Annotated in this window: 12 protein-coding genes; 5 read left to right on the top strand and 7 right to left on the bottom strand. The window is 70.5% G+C overall.

Going from position 1 to position 16,249, the window contains the following annotated elements; translation table 11 throughout:
• Positions 1 to 109: 109 nt before the first annotated feature.
• The gene (locus tag ABME02_RS05420) at positions 110 to 2,938 is read left to right on the top strand and encodes an aconitate hydratase (RefSeq protein ID WP_353814245.1); all 2,829 of its coding nucleotides are present in this window, start codon (positions 110 to 112) and stop codon (positions 2,936 to 2,938) included.
• Between the two features lie 131 nt (positions 2,939 to 3,069).
• Complete coding sequence (gene dxs / locus ABME02_RS05415) at positions 3,070 to 5,013, top strand: 1-deoxy-D-xylulose-5-phosphate synthase (protein WP_353814244.1); 1,944 nt, start codon at positions 3,070 to 3,072, stop codon at positions 5,011 to 5,013.
• Positions 5,014 to 5,065: 52 nt separating this feature from the next.
• Here the strand turns inward: dxs and ABME02_RS05410 are convergent, their stop codons facing one another.
• The 5 genes from ABME02_RS05410 to ABME02_RS05390 form a co-directional block, all read right to left on the bottom strand.
• Entirely contained in the window at positions 5,066 to 5,596 is a 531-nt protein-coding gene (locus tag ABME02_RS05410) for a dihydrofolate reductase family protein (protein WP_353814243.1), read from the bottom strand.
• Positions 5,597 to 5,660: 64 nt separating this feature from the next.
• Positions 5,661 to 7,799, bottom strand: coding sequence for a 3-hydroxyacyl-CoA dehydrogenase NAD-binding domain-containing protein (locus tag ABME02_RS05405; protein WP_353814242.1), 2,139 nt, complete (start codon positions 7,797 to 7,799; stop codon positions 5,661 to 5,663).
• A gap of 11 nt (positions 7,800 to 7,810) precedes the next feature.
• Entirely contained in the window at positions 7,811 to 9,019 is a 1,209-nt protein-coding gene (locus ABME02_RS05400) for a thiolase family protein (protein ID WP_353814241.1), read from the bottom strand.
• A gap of 78 nt (positions 9,020 to 9,097) precedes the next feature.
• Positions 9,098 to 10,294, bottom strand: a complete 1,197-nt coding sequence (locus ABME02_RS05395; protein WP_353814240.1) for a ribonuclease D — start codon at positions 10,292 to 10,294, stop codon at positions 9,098 to 9,100.
• On the bottom strand, positions 10,287 to 10,877 hold the full coding sequence (locus ABME02_RS05390) for a DUF3000 domain-containing protein (protein ID WP_353814239.1): 591 nt from the start codon (positions 10,875 to 10,877) through the stop codon (positions 10,287 to 10,289). The genes ABME02_RS05395 and ABME02_RS05390 overlap by 8 nt, the downstream gene beginning before the upstream one ends.
• Positions 10,878 to 10,976: 99 nt before the next feature.
• Here ABME02_RS05390 and ABME02_RS05385 point away from each other — a divergent pair, with 99 nt between their 5' ends.
• Positions 10,977 to 12,158 carry an alpha/beta hydrolase family protein gene (locus tag ABME02_RS05385; RefSeq protein ID WP_353814238.1) on the top strand — a complete coding sequence of 394 codons (1,182 nt, stop codon included), beginning with the start codon at positions 10,977 to 10,979 and terminating at the stop codon, positions 12,156 to 12,158.
• 48 nt (positions 12,159 to 12,206) lie between these two features.
• Here ABME02_RS05385 and ABME02_RS05380 read toward each other — a convergent pair whose 3' ends face one another.
• On the bottom strand, positions 12,207 to 12,647 hold the full coding sequence (locus ABME02_RS05380; protein WP_353814237.1) for a SufE family protein: 441 nt from the start codon (positions 12,645 to 12,647) through the stop codon (positions 12,207 to 12,209).
• Positions 12,648 to 12,683: 36 nt separating this feature from the next.
• Entirely contained in the window at positions 12,684 to 13,583 is a 900-nt protein-coding gene (locus tag ABME02_RS05375) for a sulfurtransferase (RefSeq protein WP_353814236.1), read from the bottom strand.
• A gap of 142 nt (positions 13,584 to 13,725) precedes the next feature.
• Here ABME02_RS05375 and zapE point away from each other — a divergent pair, with 142 nt between their 5' ends.
• Positions 13,726 to 14,781, top strand: coding sequence for a cell division protein ZapE (gene zapE, locus ABME02_RS05370; protein WP_353814235.1), 1,056 nt, complete (start codon positions 13,726 to 13,728; stop codon positions 14,779 to 14,781).
• Positions 14,782 to 15,012: 231 nt separating this feature from the next.
• Positions 15,013 to 16,236 carry an ammonium transporter gene (locus ABME02_RS05365; RefSeq protein WP_353814234.1) on the top strand — a complete coding sequence of 408 codons (1,224 nt, stop codon included), beginning with the start codon at positions 15,013 to 15,015 and terminating at the stop codon, positions 16,234 to 16,236.
• The last annotated feature ends 13 nt before the right edge of the window (positions 16,237 to 16,249 follow it).

The raw sequence follows: 16,249 nt of genomic DNA, 5'->3' as shown, positions 1-16,249 counted from the left end.
TCGGCCGATGATGCGGTTGGGCTAGCCTTGCTGGGGCGGCCCCCGGCGAACCTCGGCGGGCGACGCCGGGAAGGGCCGCGTCCGCGGCATCCGCGAAGGAGAGGACATCGTGTCTGCAGTGAACAGTTTCGGGGCGAAGGACACGCTCCAGGTCGGGGACACCTCCTATGAGATCTTCCGGATCGACACCGTCCCCGGGTACGAGAAGCTCCCGTTCAGCCTGAAGGTGCTCCTCGAGAACCTGCTCCGCACCGAGGACGGCGCGAACGTCACGCGGGAGCAGATCGAGGCGCTCGGCTCGTGGGTCCCGACGGCCGAGCCCGACACCGAGATCCAGTTCACCCCCGCCCGCGTCGTGATGCAGGACTTCACCGGCGTGCCCTGCATCGTCGACCTCGCCACGATGCGCGAGGCGGTCACCGCGCTCGGCGGCGACCCGAGTCGGATCAACCCGCTCTCGCCCGCCGAGATGGTCATCGACCACTCGGTCATCGCCGACCTCTTCGGCACCGAGAACGCGCTCGAGCGCAACGTCGAGATCGAGTACGAGCGCAACGGCGAGCGCTACCAGTTCCTCCGCTGGGGCCAGACCGCCTTCGACGATTTCAAGGTCGTCCCCCCGGGCACGGGCATCGTGCACCAGGTGAACATCGAGCACCTCGCCAAGGTCATCTACGACCGGGAGGTGGGCGGCGTGCTGCGCGCCTACCCCGACACCTGCGTCGGCACCGACTCGCACACCACGATGGTCAACGGCCTCGGCGTCCTCGGCTGGGGCGTCGGCGGCATCGAGGCCGAGGCGGCGATGCTCGGCCAGCCCGTGTCGATGCTCATCCCGCGCGTCGTCGGCTTCAAGCTGAGCGGCGAGATCCCCGCGGGCGTCACCGCGACCGACGTGGTGCTGACGATCACCGACATGCTCCGCAAGCACGGCGTCGTCGGCAAGTTCGTCGAGTTCTACGGCGCCGGCGTCGCGTCCGTTCCGCTCGCCAACCGCGCGACGATCGGCAACATGAGCCCGGAGTTCGGCTCGACGGCGGCGATCTTCCCGATCGACGACGTCACGCTCGAGTACCTGCGCCTCACCGGCCGCGACGAGCAGACGGTCGCCCTCGTCGAGCAGTACGCCAAGCTGCAGTCCCTGTGGCACGACGCCGCCAACGAGCCCGTCTACAGCGAGTACCTCGAGCTCGACCTCGGCACGGTGGTGCCGTCGATCGCCGGCCCGAAGCGCCCCCAGGACCGCATCCTGCTCTCCAACGCCAAGGAGCAGTTCAACGCCGACCTGACCAACTACGCCGACGCGGACCACGACCTCGTCGACCTCACGATCTCCGAGTCGTTCCCGGCGTCCGACCCGCCCGGGTTCACCCCCGAGGACGAGCACAGCCACCACGAGCACCACCACCACTCGCACGCGCCGCACTCGGTCTCCAAGCCGACGCCGGTGACGCTCGCCGACGGCCCGTCGTTCACGCTGAACCACGGCTCGGTCGCACTCGCGGCGATCACGTCGTGCACGAACACCTCCAACCCGTCGGTCATGATCGCCGCCGGCCTCCTCGCGAAGAAGGCGCTCGACAAGGGCCTGAAGTCGAAGCCCTGGGTCAAGACCACGCTCGGTCCGGGTTCGAAGGTCGTCACCGACTACTACGAGAAGTCGGGCCTCGACAAGTCGCTCGAGGGCCTCGGCTTCTACACCGTCGGCTACGGCTGCACGATCTGCATCGGCAACTCGGGTCCGCTCATCGAGGAGGTGTCGTCGGCGATCAACGACAACGACCTCGCCGTCACCGCGGTGCTCTCGGGCAACCGCAACTTCGAGGGCCGCATCAGCCCCGACGTCAAGATGAACTACCTCGCGTCGCCGCCGCTCGTCGTCGCCTACGCCCTCGCCGGGTCGATGAACTTCGACTTCGAGACCGACCCGCTCGGGACCGACGCCGACGGCAACGACGTCTTCCTCAAGGACGTCTGGCCCGCGCCCGAGGAGGTCCAGGAGATCATCGACTCCTCGATCTCGCGCGAGCAGTTCATCAAGCAGTACGCGACCGTGTTCGACGGCGACGACCGCTGGAAGAGCCTGCCGACCCCGGCCGGTCCGGTCTTCGAGTGGGACGCCTCGTCGACGTACGTGCGCAAGGCGCCGTACTTCGACGGGATGTCGATGGACCTCACCCCGGTGACCGACATCACGGGCGCTCGCGTCATGGCGACGCTCGGCGACTCCGTCACGACCGACCACATCAGCCCTGCGGGCAACATCAAGGCCGGCACCCCTGCCGCGCAGTACCTGACCGAGCACGGCGTCGCCCAGAAGGACTTCAACTCCTACGGCTCGCGACGCGGCAACCACGAGGTGATGATCCGCGGCACGTTCGCGAACATCCGACTGAAGAACGAGCTCGTCGCCGCGGTCAACGACGGCCAGATCGTCGAAGGCGGCTTCACGCGCGACTTCACGCGCGAGGGCGGCCCCCAGTCGTTCATTTACGACGCGTCCATGAACTACCAGGCGCAGGGCACGCCGCTCGTCGTCTTCGGCGGCAAGGAGTACGGCTCGGGTTCCTCGCGCGACTGGGCGGCGAAGGGCACCAACCTGCTCGGCGTGAAGGCGGTCATCACCGAGAGCTTCGAGCGGATCCACCGCTCGAACCTCATCGGCATGGGCGTCGTCCCGCTGCAGTTCCCGGCCGGCGAGAGCTGGAAGTCGCTCGGCCTCGACGGCACCGAGATCGTCTCGATCACGGGCCTCGAGCAGCTGAACGAGGGCGTCACGCCCAAGACGGTGCGCGTCACGGCCGAGCCGAGCGAGTTCTCGCCCGAGGGCAAGCAGACGGTGGAGTTCGACGCGGTCGTCCGCATCGACACGCCGGGTGAGGCCGACTACTACCGCAACGGCGGCATCCTGCAGTACGTGCTTCGCAGCCTCGTCTGACGACGGCACGCGACGGGGGCGACGGGCTTCGGCTCGGCGCCCCCGATCTCTGCCCGGGCTCTCAGGTCGCCCGGCGTACACTCGAACGAAACCCGGGCGCACGGCGCCCATTGCACCCGGAGGCACGACGGATGAGGCTGCTCGACACGATCCGCGGACCGCGCGACCTCGATGCGCTGTCCTACGACCAGGTGGAGGAGCTCGCCCGCGAGATCCGCGAGGTGCTCGTCGCCGACGTCTCGAAGACCGGTGGGCACCTCGGCCCCAACCTTGGCGTCGTCGAGCTCACCCTCGCGATCCACCGCGTGTTCGAGTCGCCTCGCGACCCCATCATCTTCGACACGGGCCACCAGTCGTACGTGCACAAGCTGCTGACGGGGCGAAAGGACTTCTCGACGCTGCGCCAGACCGGCGGCCTCGCGGGCTACCCGCAGCGTTCCGAGTCCGAGCACGACGTCGTCGAGAGCTCGCACGCATCCAGCTCGCTGTCATGGGCCGACGGCATCTCGAAGGCCTTCGAGATGACCGGCCAGGGCGACCGCCACGTCGTCGCCGTCGTCGGCGACGGCGCGCTCACGGGCGGCATGACGTGGGAGGCGTTGAACAACATCTCCGACGACAACACGCGGAACCTCGTCGTCGTGGTCAACGACAACGGGCGTTCGTACGCGCCGACGATCGGCGGGATGGCGCGCTTCCTGAACTCGGTGCGGACGAAGCAGTCGTACCGCTCGCTGCACCTGAAGAGCCGCAGCGCGTTCGACCGGCTCGGATCGCCGGGCCGGGCCATCTACCGCGGCGTCCGCGGCGGCCTCCACGGGTTCCTCAGCAGGGTCAGCGGCAACGAGGCCCTGTACTCCAACCTCGACATCAAGTACATCGGTCCGATCGACGGTCACGACGAGCGCGCGCTCGAAGAGGCACTGCGCCAGGCCAAGGACTACGGCGCGCCGGTCATCGTCCACACGATCACCGAGAAGGGTCGCGGCTACGAGCCGGCGCGACGCGACGCCGCCGACCAGTTCCACGCCGTCGGCCAGATCGACCCCGAGACGGGCGAATCGCTCGAGACCGCCTCTGCGCCGTCGTGGACGAGCGTGTTCGCCGACGAGCTCGTGACGCTCGCGGAGCGTGACGAGCGCCTCGTGGGCATCACCGCGGCGATGCTCCGCCCGACGGGCCTGCATCGCATGGCCGAGCGCTTCCCGAACCGGGTCTTCGACGTCGGCATCGCGGAACAGCATGCGGTCACCTCCGCCGCGGGCCTCGCCTTCGGCGGCCTGCATCCGGTGGTCGCGGTGTACGCGACCTTCATCAACCGGGCATTCGACCAGCTCCTCATGGATGTCGCCCTGCACCGGGCCGGCGTGACGTTCGTGCTCGACCGGGCGGGCGTCACCGGACCGGACGGCCCCAGCCACCACGGCGTCTGGGACCTCTCGATCCTGCAGGTCGTACCCGGCATCCGCCTCGCGGCGCCGCGCGACTCCGTGCGGCTCGCCGAGGAACTCGCCGAGGCGGTGCGCATCGGCGATGCGCCCACCGTCCTCCGCTTCCCGAAGGGCACCGTCGGCACCGAGTTCGACGCCGTCCGCCGAACTCACGACGGCGTCGACGTCCTCGCCGAGTCCGAGCGCCGCGACGTGCTGATCGTGACGGTCGGCCCGATGGCGGGGATCGGCCTCGAGGTCGCCCGCAAGCTCGAGGCGCAGGGGATCGGTGCGACGGTCGTGGACCCGCGGTGGGTCGTGCCCGTGCCCGAGAGCGTGGTCTCGCTCGCAGGGGAGTACCGCATCGTCGTGAGCATCGAGGACGGCATCCGGGTCGGCGGCATCGGCACCCGCATCCGTCAGGACCTGCGCGAGGCCGGCGTCGACACGGCGGTCACCGAGGTCGGCCTGCCCGACGAGTTCCTGGACCACGGCTCGCGCGCCGACATCCTCGAACGTGTCGGCCTGACCCCGCAGCACATCGCGCGCGACGTGACTGCCATGGTGCTCGGCAGCAAGCTCCCGCACGCCCGCAACGCGGGCGTCGAGGTCCCGACGGATTCCGGGGCACAGCCCCGCGTCTAGTCCGACCGCCGACCGACGCCCGCGTACCGCCGGCGACGGAGCGTCGCCGCGGTCAGCCGATGCGGTAGACGTGCTCGACCGCGTCGCCGAGCCGGGTGACCCCGGTCAACGTGAGCACCGGCGTGACCTCCGAGACCGGCAGCAGCGGTCGACCGCGCCCGAGCGCGACCGGCATGTAGGTCACGTGCAGCTCGTCGAGCCGCCCGGCCGCGAGGAACTGGGCGGCGACCGGCCCGCCGCCGACGACCCACACGTTCCGCTCGCCCGCGGCCGCCGCCGCGGCATCCGCCACCTGGGCGACGTCGCCCTCGGCGAAGCGGATGTCGGCGCCCTCGGGCACCTCCAGCTTCCGGTGCGTGAGGACCCACGTCGGCAGCTCGCCGTAGGGCCAGCCGCCGCCCTCGCGGAGCACCCACTCGTACGTCGTCGCACCGAGCACGAGCGACCCGACCGACGCGAAGAAGCGCTCGTAGTGGTCGCTGAAGTCCTCCATGCCGAACTGGAGGAGCCACTCGAGCCCGTCGTGCTCGTCGGCGATGAACCCGTCGAGGGTCGCGGCCACGTAGTACTGGATGCCCGTCACGACCCCGAGCATACGAACGGCCCCCGACATCGCATCGGGGGCCGCTCGGCGGATCAGTCGGGGGTCAGGCGTCGACGCCCCGGACCGGCGGGTGGTGGAAGGTGTCGCCGAAGACGCGCGCGGACGCGCCGACCCGGTCGAGGTAGGGCGTCAGGCCGCCCATCTGGAACGGGAAGCCGGCGCCGAGGATCATGCAGAGGTCGATGTCCTCGGCCGCCGCGACGACCTCGCCGTCGAGCATGAGCTTCGCCTCGCGGGCGAGCCCGTCCTGCAGGCGGGTGAGGATCTCCTCGGGCGTCGACGGGTTGGCGCCGCCGGACACGATCTTCAGGGCGCCCTTGTCGAAGCCCTTGACCTTGCCCTTGTCGTCCTTCTCGAGCAGCGTGCCGTAGTCGGCCAGCTTGTGCAGGTTCTCCGAACGGTAGAACCGGTCCGGGAATGCCTCGTGGTGGGTGTCGAGCACGTGCGCACCGACCTTGAGGCCAACGAGGTCCAGCAGCGCCGAAGGGGCCATCGGGAGCCCGAGCGGCGCCATGGCCTGGTCGACCGTCTCGAAGGACGTGCCCTCGTCGACCGCGCGCATCGCCTCGCCGAGGAGCACCGCGAGGAGGCGGTTCACGACGAAGCCCGGGGTGTCCGCCGTGATCACGGCGTTCTTCCTGAGCTTCGCGGCGGTGACCATCGCGGTCGAGAGCGTCGCGTCATCCGTCTTCGTCGTCTTCACGACCTCGATGAGCGGCATGACCGCCACCGGCGTGAAGAAGTGGAAGCCGACGACCCGCTCGGGGTGCTCGAGCTTCGCGCCGATCTGCTCGACCGAGAGCGACGAGGTGTTCGTCGCCAGGACGGCTTCGGGGGAGACGACCTTCTCGATCTCGGCGAACACGTCCTGCTTGATCGAGAGCTCCTCGAAGACGGCCTCGATGACCCAGTCGCAGTCCGCGAACTCCGACTTGTCGGTCGTGCCGTGTACGAGCGCCTTGAGCCGGTTGGCCTCGTCGGGCGAGATGCGACCCTTGCCGAGCAGGGTGTCGATCTCGCCGGTGATGTAGGCGACGCCCTTGTCGACGCGCTCCTGGTCGAGGTCGGTGATGATCACCGGCACCTGGAGGCGGCGGAGGAAGAGCAGCGCGAACTGGCTGGCCATGTAGCCGGCGCCGAGCACGCCGACCTTGGTGATCGGCTTCGCCAGCGCCTTGTCGGGGGCTCCGGCCGGCTTCTTCGCGCGCTTCTGCACGAGGTTGAATGCGTAGATCGACGCGTGGAACTGGTCGCCCGCGACGAGGTCCGCGAGCATCTCGTCCTCGCGCGCGAAGCCCTCCTCGCGGGTGCCGGACTTCGCGGCCTTCAGGAGCTCGAGCGCGGCGTACGGCGACTTGGGCACGCTGCCGATGCGGCTCTGCAGCATCTTCTTCGCGATGGCGATCGCGGCATCCCACTTGACGAGGCGCTCGACCTTGCCGGGCTCGTTCGGGCGCTTCACCTTCACGCGCCCCGAGATCACGTCGTCGGCCCAGCGGATCGAGTCCTCGAGGTAGTTCACCGAGGGGAACATCACGTCGGCGATGCCGAGCTCGAGCACCTCGGGGGCCTTGATCGTGCGGTTCTGCTTCAGCGGGTTCTCGACGACGAGCTTCAGCGCGTTCTCGATGCCGATGAGGTTCGGCAGGATGGTCGCGCCGCCCCAGCCGGGGATCATGCCGAGGAACACCTCGGGCAGCGCGAGTGCCGGCAGCGAGGCGTCGACGGTCCGGTAGTCGGCGTGCAGGCCGATCTCGGTGCCGCCGCCGAGCGCGAGCCCGTTGATGAAGGCGAACGACGGCACGCCCACCGTGGCGAGCTTGCCCAGCGCGTGGTGGCCGAGCTGCGCGATGCGCAGGCCCGCCTCGCGGCTCGGGAGCTGCGACACCTTCGAGAGGTCGGCGCCCGCGGCGAGGATGAACGGCTTGCCCGTCACCGCGACCGCGTGGATCTCGCCGGCGGCGGCGCGAGCGGTCAGCCCGTCGAGCGCCGCGGCGTACTCGAGGAGCGTGTTCGGCCCGAGGGTGTTCGGGCGCGTGTGGTCGCGGCCGTTGTCGAGCGTCACGAGCGCGAGAACGCGGCCCGCCGACAGGGGGATGTCGCGCACGTAGGAGTGCGTGACGACCTCGTCGTCGAACATGCCCGCGAGCTCGGTGAAATCGATCTTCGTGTAGTCGGTCATCGCCTCGTCCCTCAGGCCTTCTTCGCGGCCCTGCGCGAGTAGTTCGGGTTCTCCCAGACCATCGTTCCGCCCTGGCCGAGGCCGACGCACATGGTCGTGATGCCGTAGCGCACGTCGGGGCGCTCGGCGAACTGGCTGGCGAGCTGGTTCATCAGGCGCACGCCCGACGAGGCCAGCGGGTGGCCGACGGCGATCGCGCCGCCCCAGGGGTTCACGCGCGGATCGTCGTCGTCGATGCCGTAGTGGTCGAGCAGCGAGAGCACCTGCACGGCGAACGCCTCGTTCACCTCGAGGATGCCGATGTCGTCCATGGTGAGGCCCGCGATGCGGAGTGCCTTCTCGGTCGCCGGCACGGGGCCGATGCCCATGATGGCCGGGTCGACGCCCGCGAAGGCGTAGCTCACGAGCTTCATCTTCACGTTCAGGCCGTACTCCTTGGCGGCGTCGCCGCTCGCCAGGAGGGCGGCCGTGGCGCCGTCGTTCAGCCCGGACGCGTTGCCCGCGGTCACGCGACCGTGCGGGCGGAACGGCGTCTTCAGGCTCGCGAGGCCCTCGAGGGTGGTCTCGGGGCGCATGACCTCGTCGCGCGTGGCCATGCCCCAGCCCTCGCCGGAGCGGATGGCGACGGGGACGAGGTCCTGCTGGATCTTCCCGGACTCGTAGGCCGCAGCCGTCTTCTGCTGGCTGCCCATCGCGTAGCGGTCGGCACGCTCCTTGGTGAGGTGCGGGAAGCGGTCGTGGATGCGCTCGGCGGTGGCGCCCATCACGAGCGCGTCCTCCGAGACCATCTTCTCGGCGACGAAGCGGGGGTTCGGGTCGACGCCCGAGCCCATCGGGTGGTGGCCCATGTGCTCGACGCCGCCGCCGATGGCGAGACGGTACTGGCCGTAGCCGATCGACCCGGCGAGCATCGCCACCGAGGTCATGGCCCCGGCGCACATGCGGTCGATCGCGAATCCGGGGACCGACTTCGGCAGGCCCGCGAGGATCGCGGCGCTCCGGCCGATCGTGAGTCCCTGGTCGCCCGTCTGGGTGGTGGCCGCGATGGCCACGTCGTCGATCTGGTCCTTGGGCGCGTTCGGGTTGCGCTCGAGGAGCCCCACGATCGCCTTCACCACGAGGTCATCGGCCCGGGTGTTCCAGTACATGCCCTTTTCGCCGGCCTTGCCGAAGGGGGTACGGACCCCGTCGACGAACACGACGTCAGCTCGTTCAGCCACGCTGCAGCTCCCTTTCGAATGGAGGATCACCCGATCCTAGGAACGCGCCGCGCGGCGGCCGGAATCGGTTGCCGGTTCCTACGAAGCGTCGTGTGCGGCGTCTTCGAGCGATTGTGCGGCCTGCACAAACGCGGTTGCGATTATCTGTGAGGTAGCGGCAATCTGCCACGGCCGTGCACCGAGCTCCGCGAGTGCGGCGCCGATCGCCTCCGGGTCCGCGTCGGCCGGCGGATGCCACGCCAGCCGCCGCAGGTGGTCGGGCGTCAGCAGGTTCTCGACCGGCATGCCGATCTCCTCGGCCACCTCGCCGACGGCCGCCTTCGCCAGTCGGAGCCGGGCATCCGCCTCCGGGTTCCGCGAGGCCCAGGCCCTCGGCGGCGGAGGCGCATCGCTCGGCACGCGCGAGGCGGGCGGTTCGGCGGTCTTCGCGTCCTCGATGGCCGCCCACCACCGGTCGATCTCGGTGCGGCTCGCGCGACCGTTGAAGGCCTTGAGGTCGGCGAGCGCCCGCTTGGACTCGGGGAGGGTCTTCGCGACCGCGAGGAGCGAGGCGTCCGGCACGAGGCGTCCGGGCGCCACATCCGTCTCCGCCGCGAGGTCGTCACGGGCGTGCCAGAGCGCACGCGCGACCGCGAGATTGCGCGGCGATCGCAGGGCGTGGATGCCGCTCAGGCGGCGCCACGGCTCGGCGGCCGGGGGCTTGGCGGCGCGATGGACGGTCGCGTCGAACTCCTGGCGCGCGATCTCCTCCTTGCCCGCGTCGACGAGGCGCTCGGCGAGCCGGTCCCGGACGTCGACGAGGAGCTCGACATCGAGCGCGGCGTAGCGCAGCCACGACTGGGGGAGCGGGCGCGTGGACCAGTCGGCCGCGGAGTGCTCCTTGGCGAGGCGGATGCCGAGGAGTTCCTCGACCACGGAGGCCAGGCCGACCCGCGGCATCCCGAGTAGTCGCGCCGCGAGCTCGGTATCGAAGATCCCGCTCGGGTCGAGTCCGACCTCGCGCAGGCACGCGAGGTCCTGGCTGGCCGCGTGCAGCACCCACTCCTCGTCGCGGATCGCGCCCTGCAGGCTCGAGAAGTCGCCCACCATCGTGGGGTCGAACAGGAACGTCCCGGCGTCTCGCCGGAACAGCTGGATCAGGTACGCGCGCTGCGAGTAGCGGAACCCGCTCGCCCGCTCGGCGTCGACGGCGACCGGACCCACGCCCCCCGCGATGGCCGCGACCGCGTCGTCGTAGGCCTCGAGGGAGTCGATCACGTGGAACTCGTCAGCCACGTCTCCTCCTCCGTGTGGGAAGGGCCGTCACCCCCTCCGAGCTCGGAGGCAGGCCGGCCAGCATGCACAGCAACTCACTCCACCCTTCCACATGCGGAGCGATCGCGGCATCGAGCGGGGTCCACGACGCGCGCAGTTCGAGCTCGGCGCCGTCGCCCTGCCGCGCGAGCTCGCCGTACCCCGTCGAGAGGATCTTCGTGACGGTCCCCGAGGCGGCCACGTACCGCGCACCGCGCGCGTCGAGCGCGTCGACGAGCCACGACCACGCGACGTCCGCGAGGAACGGGTCGACGCCGATGTCGGTCTCGAGCGGGGCCTGCGCGAAGCACACGACCCGGAAACGGCCGCCCCACGACTCGGGCTCCGACGGGTCGTGCAGGAGCACGAAGCGGCCGGTCCCGAGGTCGGAGTCCTCCGCGTGGCGCCCGGGGATCAGGTCCGCCGCGAGTGCGACGGCCCACGGTGCCAGCGACGAGGGCGCGGCGATCTCCGACACGCGCAGTTCCGCTCGCGGTGTCGCTGCCCGCAGCGACTCCAGCGCTGCGGCGAACTCAGGGGGAGGCGTGGTCGCCGAGTCGGACACGTGAGCAGACTAGAGTCTCGATCGCGGGGGTCGGTGGCGGCGCGCCGCGCGAGCGCCTGTACCCCGGGCGATGCACGTCGGCGACGAACAGGAGGCGGGATGTCGAGGCTCGAGCGCACGATGGGACCGATCGGCGCGGTGCTCGGCGGCCTCGCCATCGTGGGCGCCGCGTTCGTGGCGGCGACCGCCGCGACGGCGATCGTCTTCGCGCGCCGCGTGGTGACGCCCGAGCCGGATCGCGAGGACGACCTCCGCATCGAGCGGGTCGACCTCGCGGCCGGCGAGGTGGTGCTCTCGGGCGCCGAGGAGGCGCGGATGCGCGGACGGTACGGTCTCTGGTTCGAGCACGACTCGGGCTACGCGCGCGTGGGCGACGTGCTGCACGACGACGGACACCGGGTCCGTCGCGTCGTGGAGTCGGTCGAGTTCGGCCGGCTGGACCGCGCCGCGCGCGGGCGCATCAGCGGGTGGGTCCACCTCGGCCCGTGGGAGGTGGCCGAGCGATACGAGAACGTCGTCGTGCCGACCCCGCTCGGCCCCGCCCCGGCCTGGTTCGTGCCGGCGACGGATGCCTCGGGCGCGCCGTCGGCGGAGTGGCTCATCGTCGTCCACGGCCGCGGTGCCAAGCGCCACGAGGGCCTGCGGGCGGTCGAGCCGGCGACCCGGGCGGGGTGGTCGTCGCTGCTCGTCTCGTACCGCAACGACGGCGAGGCGCCGGCGAGCGAGGACCGTCGGTACGGGCTCGGCGGCACGGAGTGGGAGGACGTCGTCGCCGCGGTGCGGTACGCCGTGGAGCGCGGCGCCCTCCGGGTCGTCCTCATGGGCTGGTCGATGGGCGGTTCGATCGCGTTGCAGACCGTGCTGCGCTCCGACGAGGTCCGCGAGCACCTCGTCGGCGTGGTGCTCGAATCGCCGGCGGTCGACTGGCCTGACATCCTGCGCTTCCAGGGCCGTGCGCTCGGGCTGCCGGCCGAGCTCGGCGGCGCGGTCGCGCGCGTGCTCAGCGCCCCGCTCGCCGGCACCCTGACCGGTCTCGCCGCGCCGATCGACCTCGAGGCGCTCGACGCGGTCGCCCGCGCGGACGAGCTGCATGTGCCGATCCTGCTCATGCACAGCGAGGACGACGGCTTCGTCCCGATCGACGGGTCGCGCCGGCTCGCGGAGGTGCGTTCCGACCTCGTGCAGTTCGAGGTGTTCGAGGGTGCCCGCCATACCAAGCTGTGGAACCACGATCCGGCCCGCTGGACGATGCTGCTGCACGACTGGCTCGCCGGGCGCTGAGCGCGCACGCTCGCGGGCGACGGTCGACTGCCGTCGCCGGGGGATCGGTCAGGCCGAGATGCGCTCGGTGAGCTGGCGCTTCGCGCGCGCGAGCATGCCCGACATGCCGCGCACCCGGAGCGGCGAGACGGCCTCGCCCAGCCCGAGCGACTGCGGGTAGTCGGCGGGGATCGCGAACACCTCGTCGGGGGTGAGCCCCTCGATGCCCTGCGCGAGGATCGAGGCGAAGCCACGCGTGGTGGGCGCCTCCGCCGGAGCGGTCGCGTGCATGTGCACGAGGCCCTCCGCATCGACCTCGACGAAGACGTAGACGGGCGACTGGCACTCCTCGACGCGCTCGAGCAGGTCGGGGTGGTCGCGGTAGCGCTCGGGAAGCTCGGGCAGCCCGTTCGAGAAGTCGAGCAGCAGGGTCAGGCGGTCCTTCACGCCGAGCGCGAGGAAGTCCTCGCGCGTCTCGGCGAGCGCCGGGGGAAGGGTCGTGGCATCCATCGCACCCATTCTCCCATCCGACGCCGGGACGCCGTCCTAGCGGGTGGGCGCCTCGCCGCGCTCGGGGCCGGTGGCGATCGGGACGCGCACGGCGCTGCCCCACTCGGTCCACGATCCGTCGTAGTTGCGGACCCCCTCGAACCCGAGCAGGTGGGTGAGGACGAACCAGGTGTGGCTCGACCGCTCGCCGATCCGGCAGTAGGCGATGACGTCATCGCCCTCCTGCAGCCCGACCTCATCGCGGTAGATCGCGTCGAGTTCGGCGCGCGTGCGGAACGTGCCGTCCTCCGCGGCGGCGCGGGCCCAGGGCACGGATGCCGCGGTCGGGATGTGACCGCCCCGCAGCGCGCCCTCCTCCGGGTAGGCGGGCATGTGCGTGCGCTCGCCCGTGTACTCCTCGGGCGAGCGGACATCGATGAGCGGATTGCCGAAGTGGGCGAGCACGTCCTCCTTGAAGGCGCGGATGACGGTGTCGTCGCGTTCGACGACCGGGTACTCGACCGCCTCGCGCTCGGGCACGTCGGTGGTCAGCGGGCGGCCCTCGGCGATCCACTTGTCGCGCCCGCCGTCGAGGAGCCTCACGTCCTCATGCCCGAAGAGCGTGAAGACCCAGAGTGCGTAGGCGGCCCACCAGTTGTTCTTGTCGCCGTAGATCACGACCGTGTCGTCGCGCGCGATGCCCTTCGCGGAGAGCAGCTCGGCGAACTGCTCGCCGGAGAGGTAGTCGCGCACCACGGGGTCGTTCAGCTCGGTGTGCCAGTCGACCTTCACCGCGGTCGGGATGTGGCCGACCTCGTAGAGCAGGACGTCCTCGTCGGATTCGACCACGACGAGTCCGGGCTGCCCGAGGCGTTCGGCGAGCCAGTCCGTGGTGACGAGCCGCTCGGGGTGGGCGTACTCGGCCAGCTTGGCGGCGGGGTCGAACTCGACGGACATGGGGAACCTCCAGTGGTCGCCCGGTCGGGCGAGGCGGATCGGGGAGCGGACTAGGCTGGTGACCCGTCCACCACGAATCTACGCGTCATGCCGGTCGTTCTCACCGCGCCCGTCACGAGGTGCAACAGGAGATCCCACGCCGATGACCACTGCCGCGGCATCCGCCCTCGAGCGACTCGTCGACCGCCACCCGTCGATCACCGGGGCGGAGATCGCCTCCGAGTTGGTGCCCCCGCCGCAGTTCGAGCACGCGTCGTTCGAGTCGTACCGGCCCGACCACGACTTCCCGTCGCAGCAGGCCGCGCTCGATCGGCTCAATGCGTTCGCCGGGGCATGGCGGGCCGCGCAGCGGCCCGGCGGGTTCTTCTCCCGGAAGCGCCCGGCCCGCATCGAACTGCCCGGCGTGTACCTCGACGGCGGCTTCGGCGTCGGCAAGACCCACCTGCTCGCCGCGCTCTGGCACGTCGCGCACGGGCCGAAGTACTTCGGCACGTTCATCGAGTACACGGCGCTCGTCGGCGCCCTCGGGTACGCACAGGCGGTCGAACTGCTCCGCGGCGCCAGGCTGGTCTGCATCGACGAGTTCGAGCTCGACGACCCGGGCGACACCATGCTCATGACCCGATTCCTCGGCGAGCTCATGGCGGGCGGCACCCGCGTGGCGGCGACGAGCAACACGCCGCCGAACGCGCTCGGCGAGGGCCGGTTCGCGGCGGCCGACTTCCTCCGCGAGATCCACGCGCTGTCGTCGAACTTCGAGACGCTGCGCATCGACGGCCTCGACTACCGCCGCCGCGACACCGAGGGGCACGCCGAGTCGCTCGCCGACGACGCGGCCGTGGAGCACGCGGCGGCGACGCTCGCCTCCCGGGGCCATCGCGTCTCCCTCGACGGGTTCGACGACCTCCTCGCGCACCTGTCGACGGTGCACCCGTCGAAGTACATCAAGCTCATCGAGGGGCTCGAGTTCATCGCGCTCACCGGGGTCCGCGAGCTCACCGACCAGAACGCCGCGCTCCGCCTCGTCGCGTTCATCGACCGCGTCTACGACGCCGAGGTGCCCATCCTGGCCAGCGGCCTGGCGCTCGACGAGGTGTTCGGCGGGGACATGCTGTCGGGCGGGTACCGCAAGAAGTACCTGCGCTCGATGTCGCGCATGATCGCGCTCACCACGGGCGAGCTCCCGCCGCACGACTGAGCCGCAGGCGGGCGAGCCGCACAAGTCCTCGGCGGTTCTTTCGGAGGCTCGTCGCGGCATCCGGAAACACGCTCGTTACATTCAGGGCGAATCCGTAACCGTTGCGAAACGCAGCGTGCCCCGTCGTCGAAACCTTCTCGCACCATTCTGAACGACGTACCTCGAGACGAGCCCCAGTCTCATCCCCCTCGCGGTACGTCCCCTGCAAACCAAGAGGTGTGAGGATTACCTATGGATAGCGGCAACATCGCGTGGGCCGTCACGGCATCCGCGCTCGTGCTCTTCATGACGCCGGGCGTCGCGTTCTTCTACGGCGGCCTGGTCAAGGCGAAGAGCGTCGTCAGCATGATGATGATGAGCTTCGGCGCAATGGGACTGATCAGCGTCCTGTGGGTGCTGTACGGCTTCAACATGAGCGCGGTCGGCAGTGCCTGGGAGTTCTCGGGCAACCCGTTCTCCGACTTCGGCCTCTCGGGCCTCGCCGGCGGTGAGTCGGCGAACGGCGACCTGCTCGGCGTGATCTTCGGCGCGACCTTCGCCATCATCACCGTCGCGCTCATCTCGGGCGCCATCGCGGACCGCGCGAAGTTCGGTGCGTGGATGATCTTCGCAGGCATCTGGGCCACCCTCGTCTACTTCCCGGTCGCGGCCTGGGTCTGGGGCGGCGGCTGGATCCTCTCGCTCGGCGACACCCTCGGCCTCCCGGGCGTCATCGACTACGCCGGTGGAACCGCGGTGCACATCAACGCCGGTGCGGCCGCGCTCGCGCTCGCCCTGGTCCTCGGCAAGCGCGTCGGCTTCCAGAAGGGCATGGACAAGCCGCACAACGTGCCGCTGACCCTGCTCGGCGCTTCGATCCTGTGGTTCGGCTGGTTCGGCTTCAACGCGGGCGCGGAGTTCCTCGCCGAGGGCATGCCCGGCGTCGGCCTCATCGCCGTCAACACGCTCGTCGCGACCGCCGCGTCCATCCTCGCCTGGCTCATCGTGGAGAAGATCAAGGACGGCAAGCCGACGTCGGTCGGTGCCGCCTCGGGCGCCGTCGCGGGTCTCGTCGCGATCACCCCGGCCTGTGCCAACCTGACCCCGGGCTGGGCGACGGTCCTCGGCGTCGTCGCGGGTGCAGTCTGCGCCATCGCGATCGAGCTGAAGTTCAAGTGGGGCTTCGACGACTCGCTCGACGTCGTGGGCATCCACCTGGTCGGCGGCCTCATCGGTACCCTCTACCTCGGCTTCTTCGCGACCGGCACCGGCCTCTTCGTCGGTGGCGACGCGGGCCAGCTGGCCGTCCAGGCGATCGCCGCCATCGGCGTCCTGCTCTACTCGTTCATCGTCGCCTTCGTGGTCGGCTTCGCCATCGAGAAGACCATGGGCTTCCGCGTGAAGAACGAGGACGAGCTGGCGGGCATCGACACGATCGTCCACGGCGAAGAGGGCTACAAGCTCGAGTCCGTCTGATCCCTGCAATCAC

Source organism: Agromyces zhanjiangensis (genome assembly GCF_040496055.1).
GTDB classification, from domain to species: domain Bacteria; phylum Actinomycetota; class Actinomycetes; order Actinomycetales; family Microbacteriaceae; genus Agromyces; species Agromyces zhanjiangensis.
This window is presented reverse-complemented; position numbering and strand designations above follow the sequence as displayed.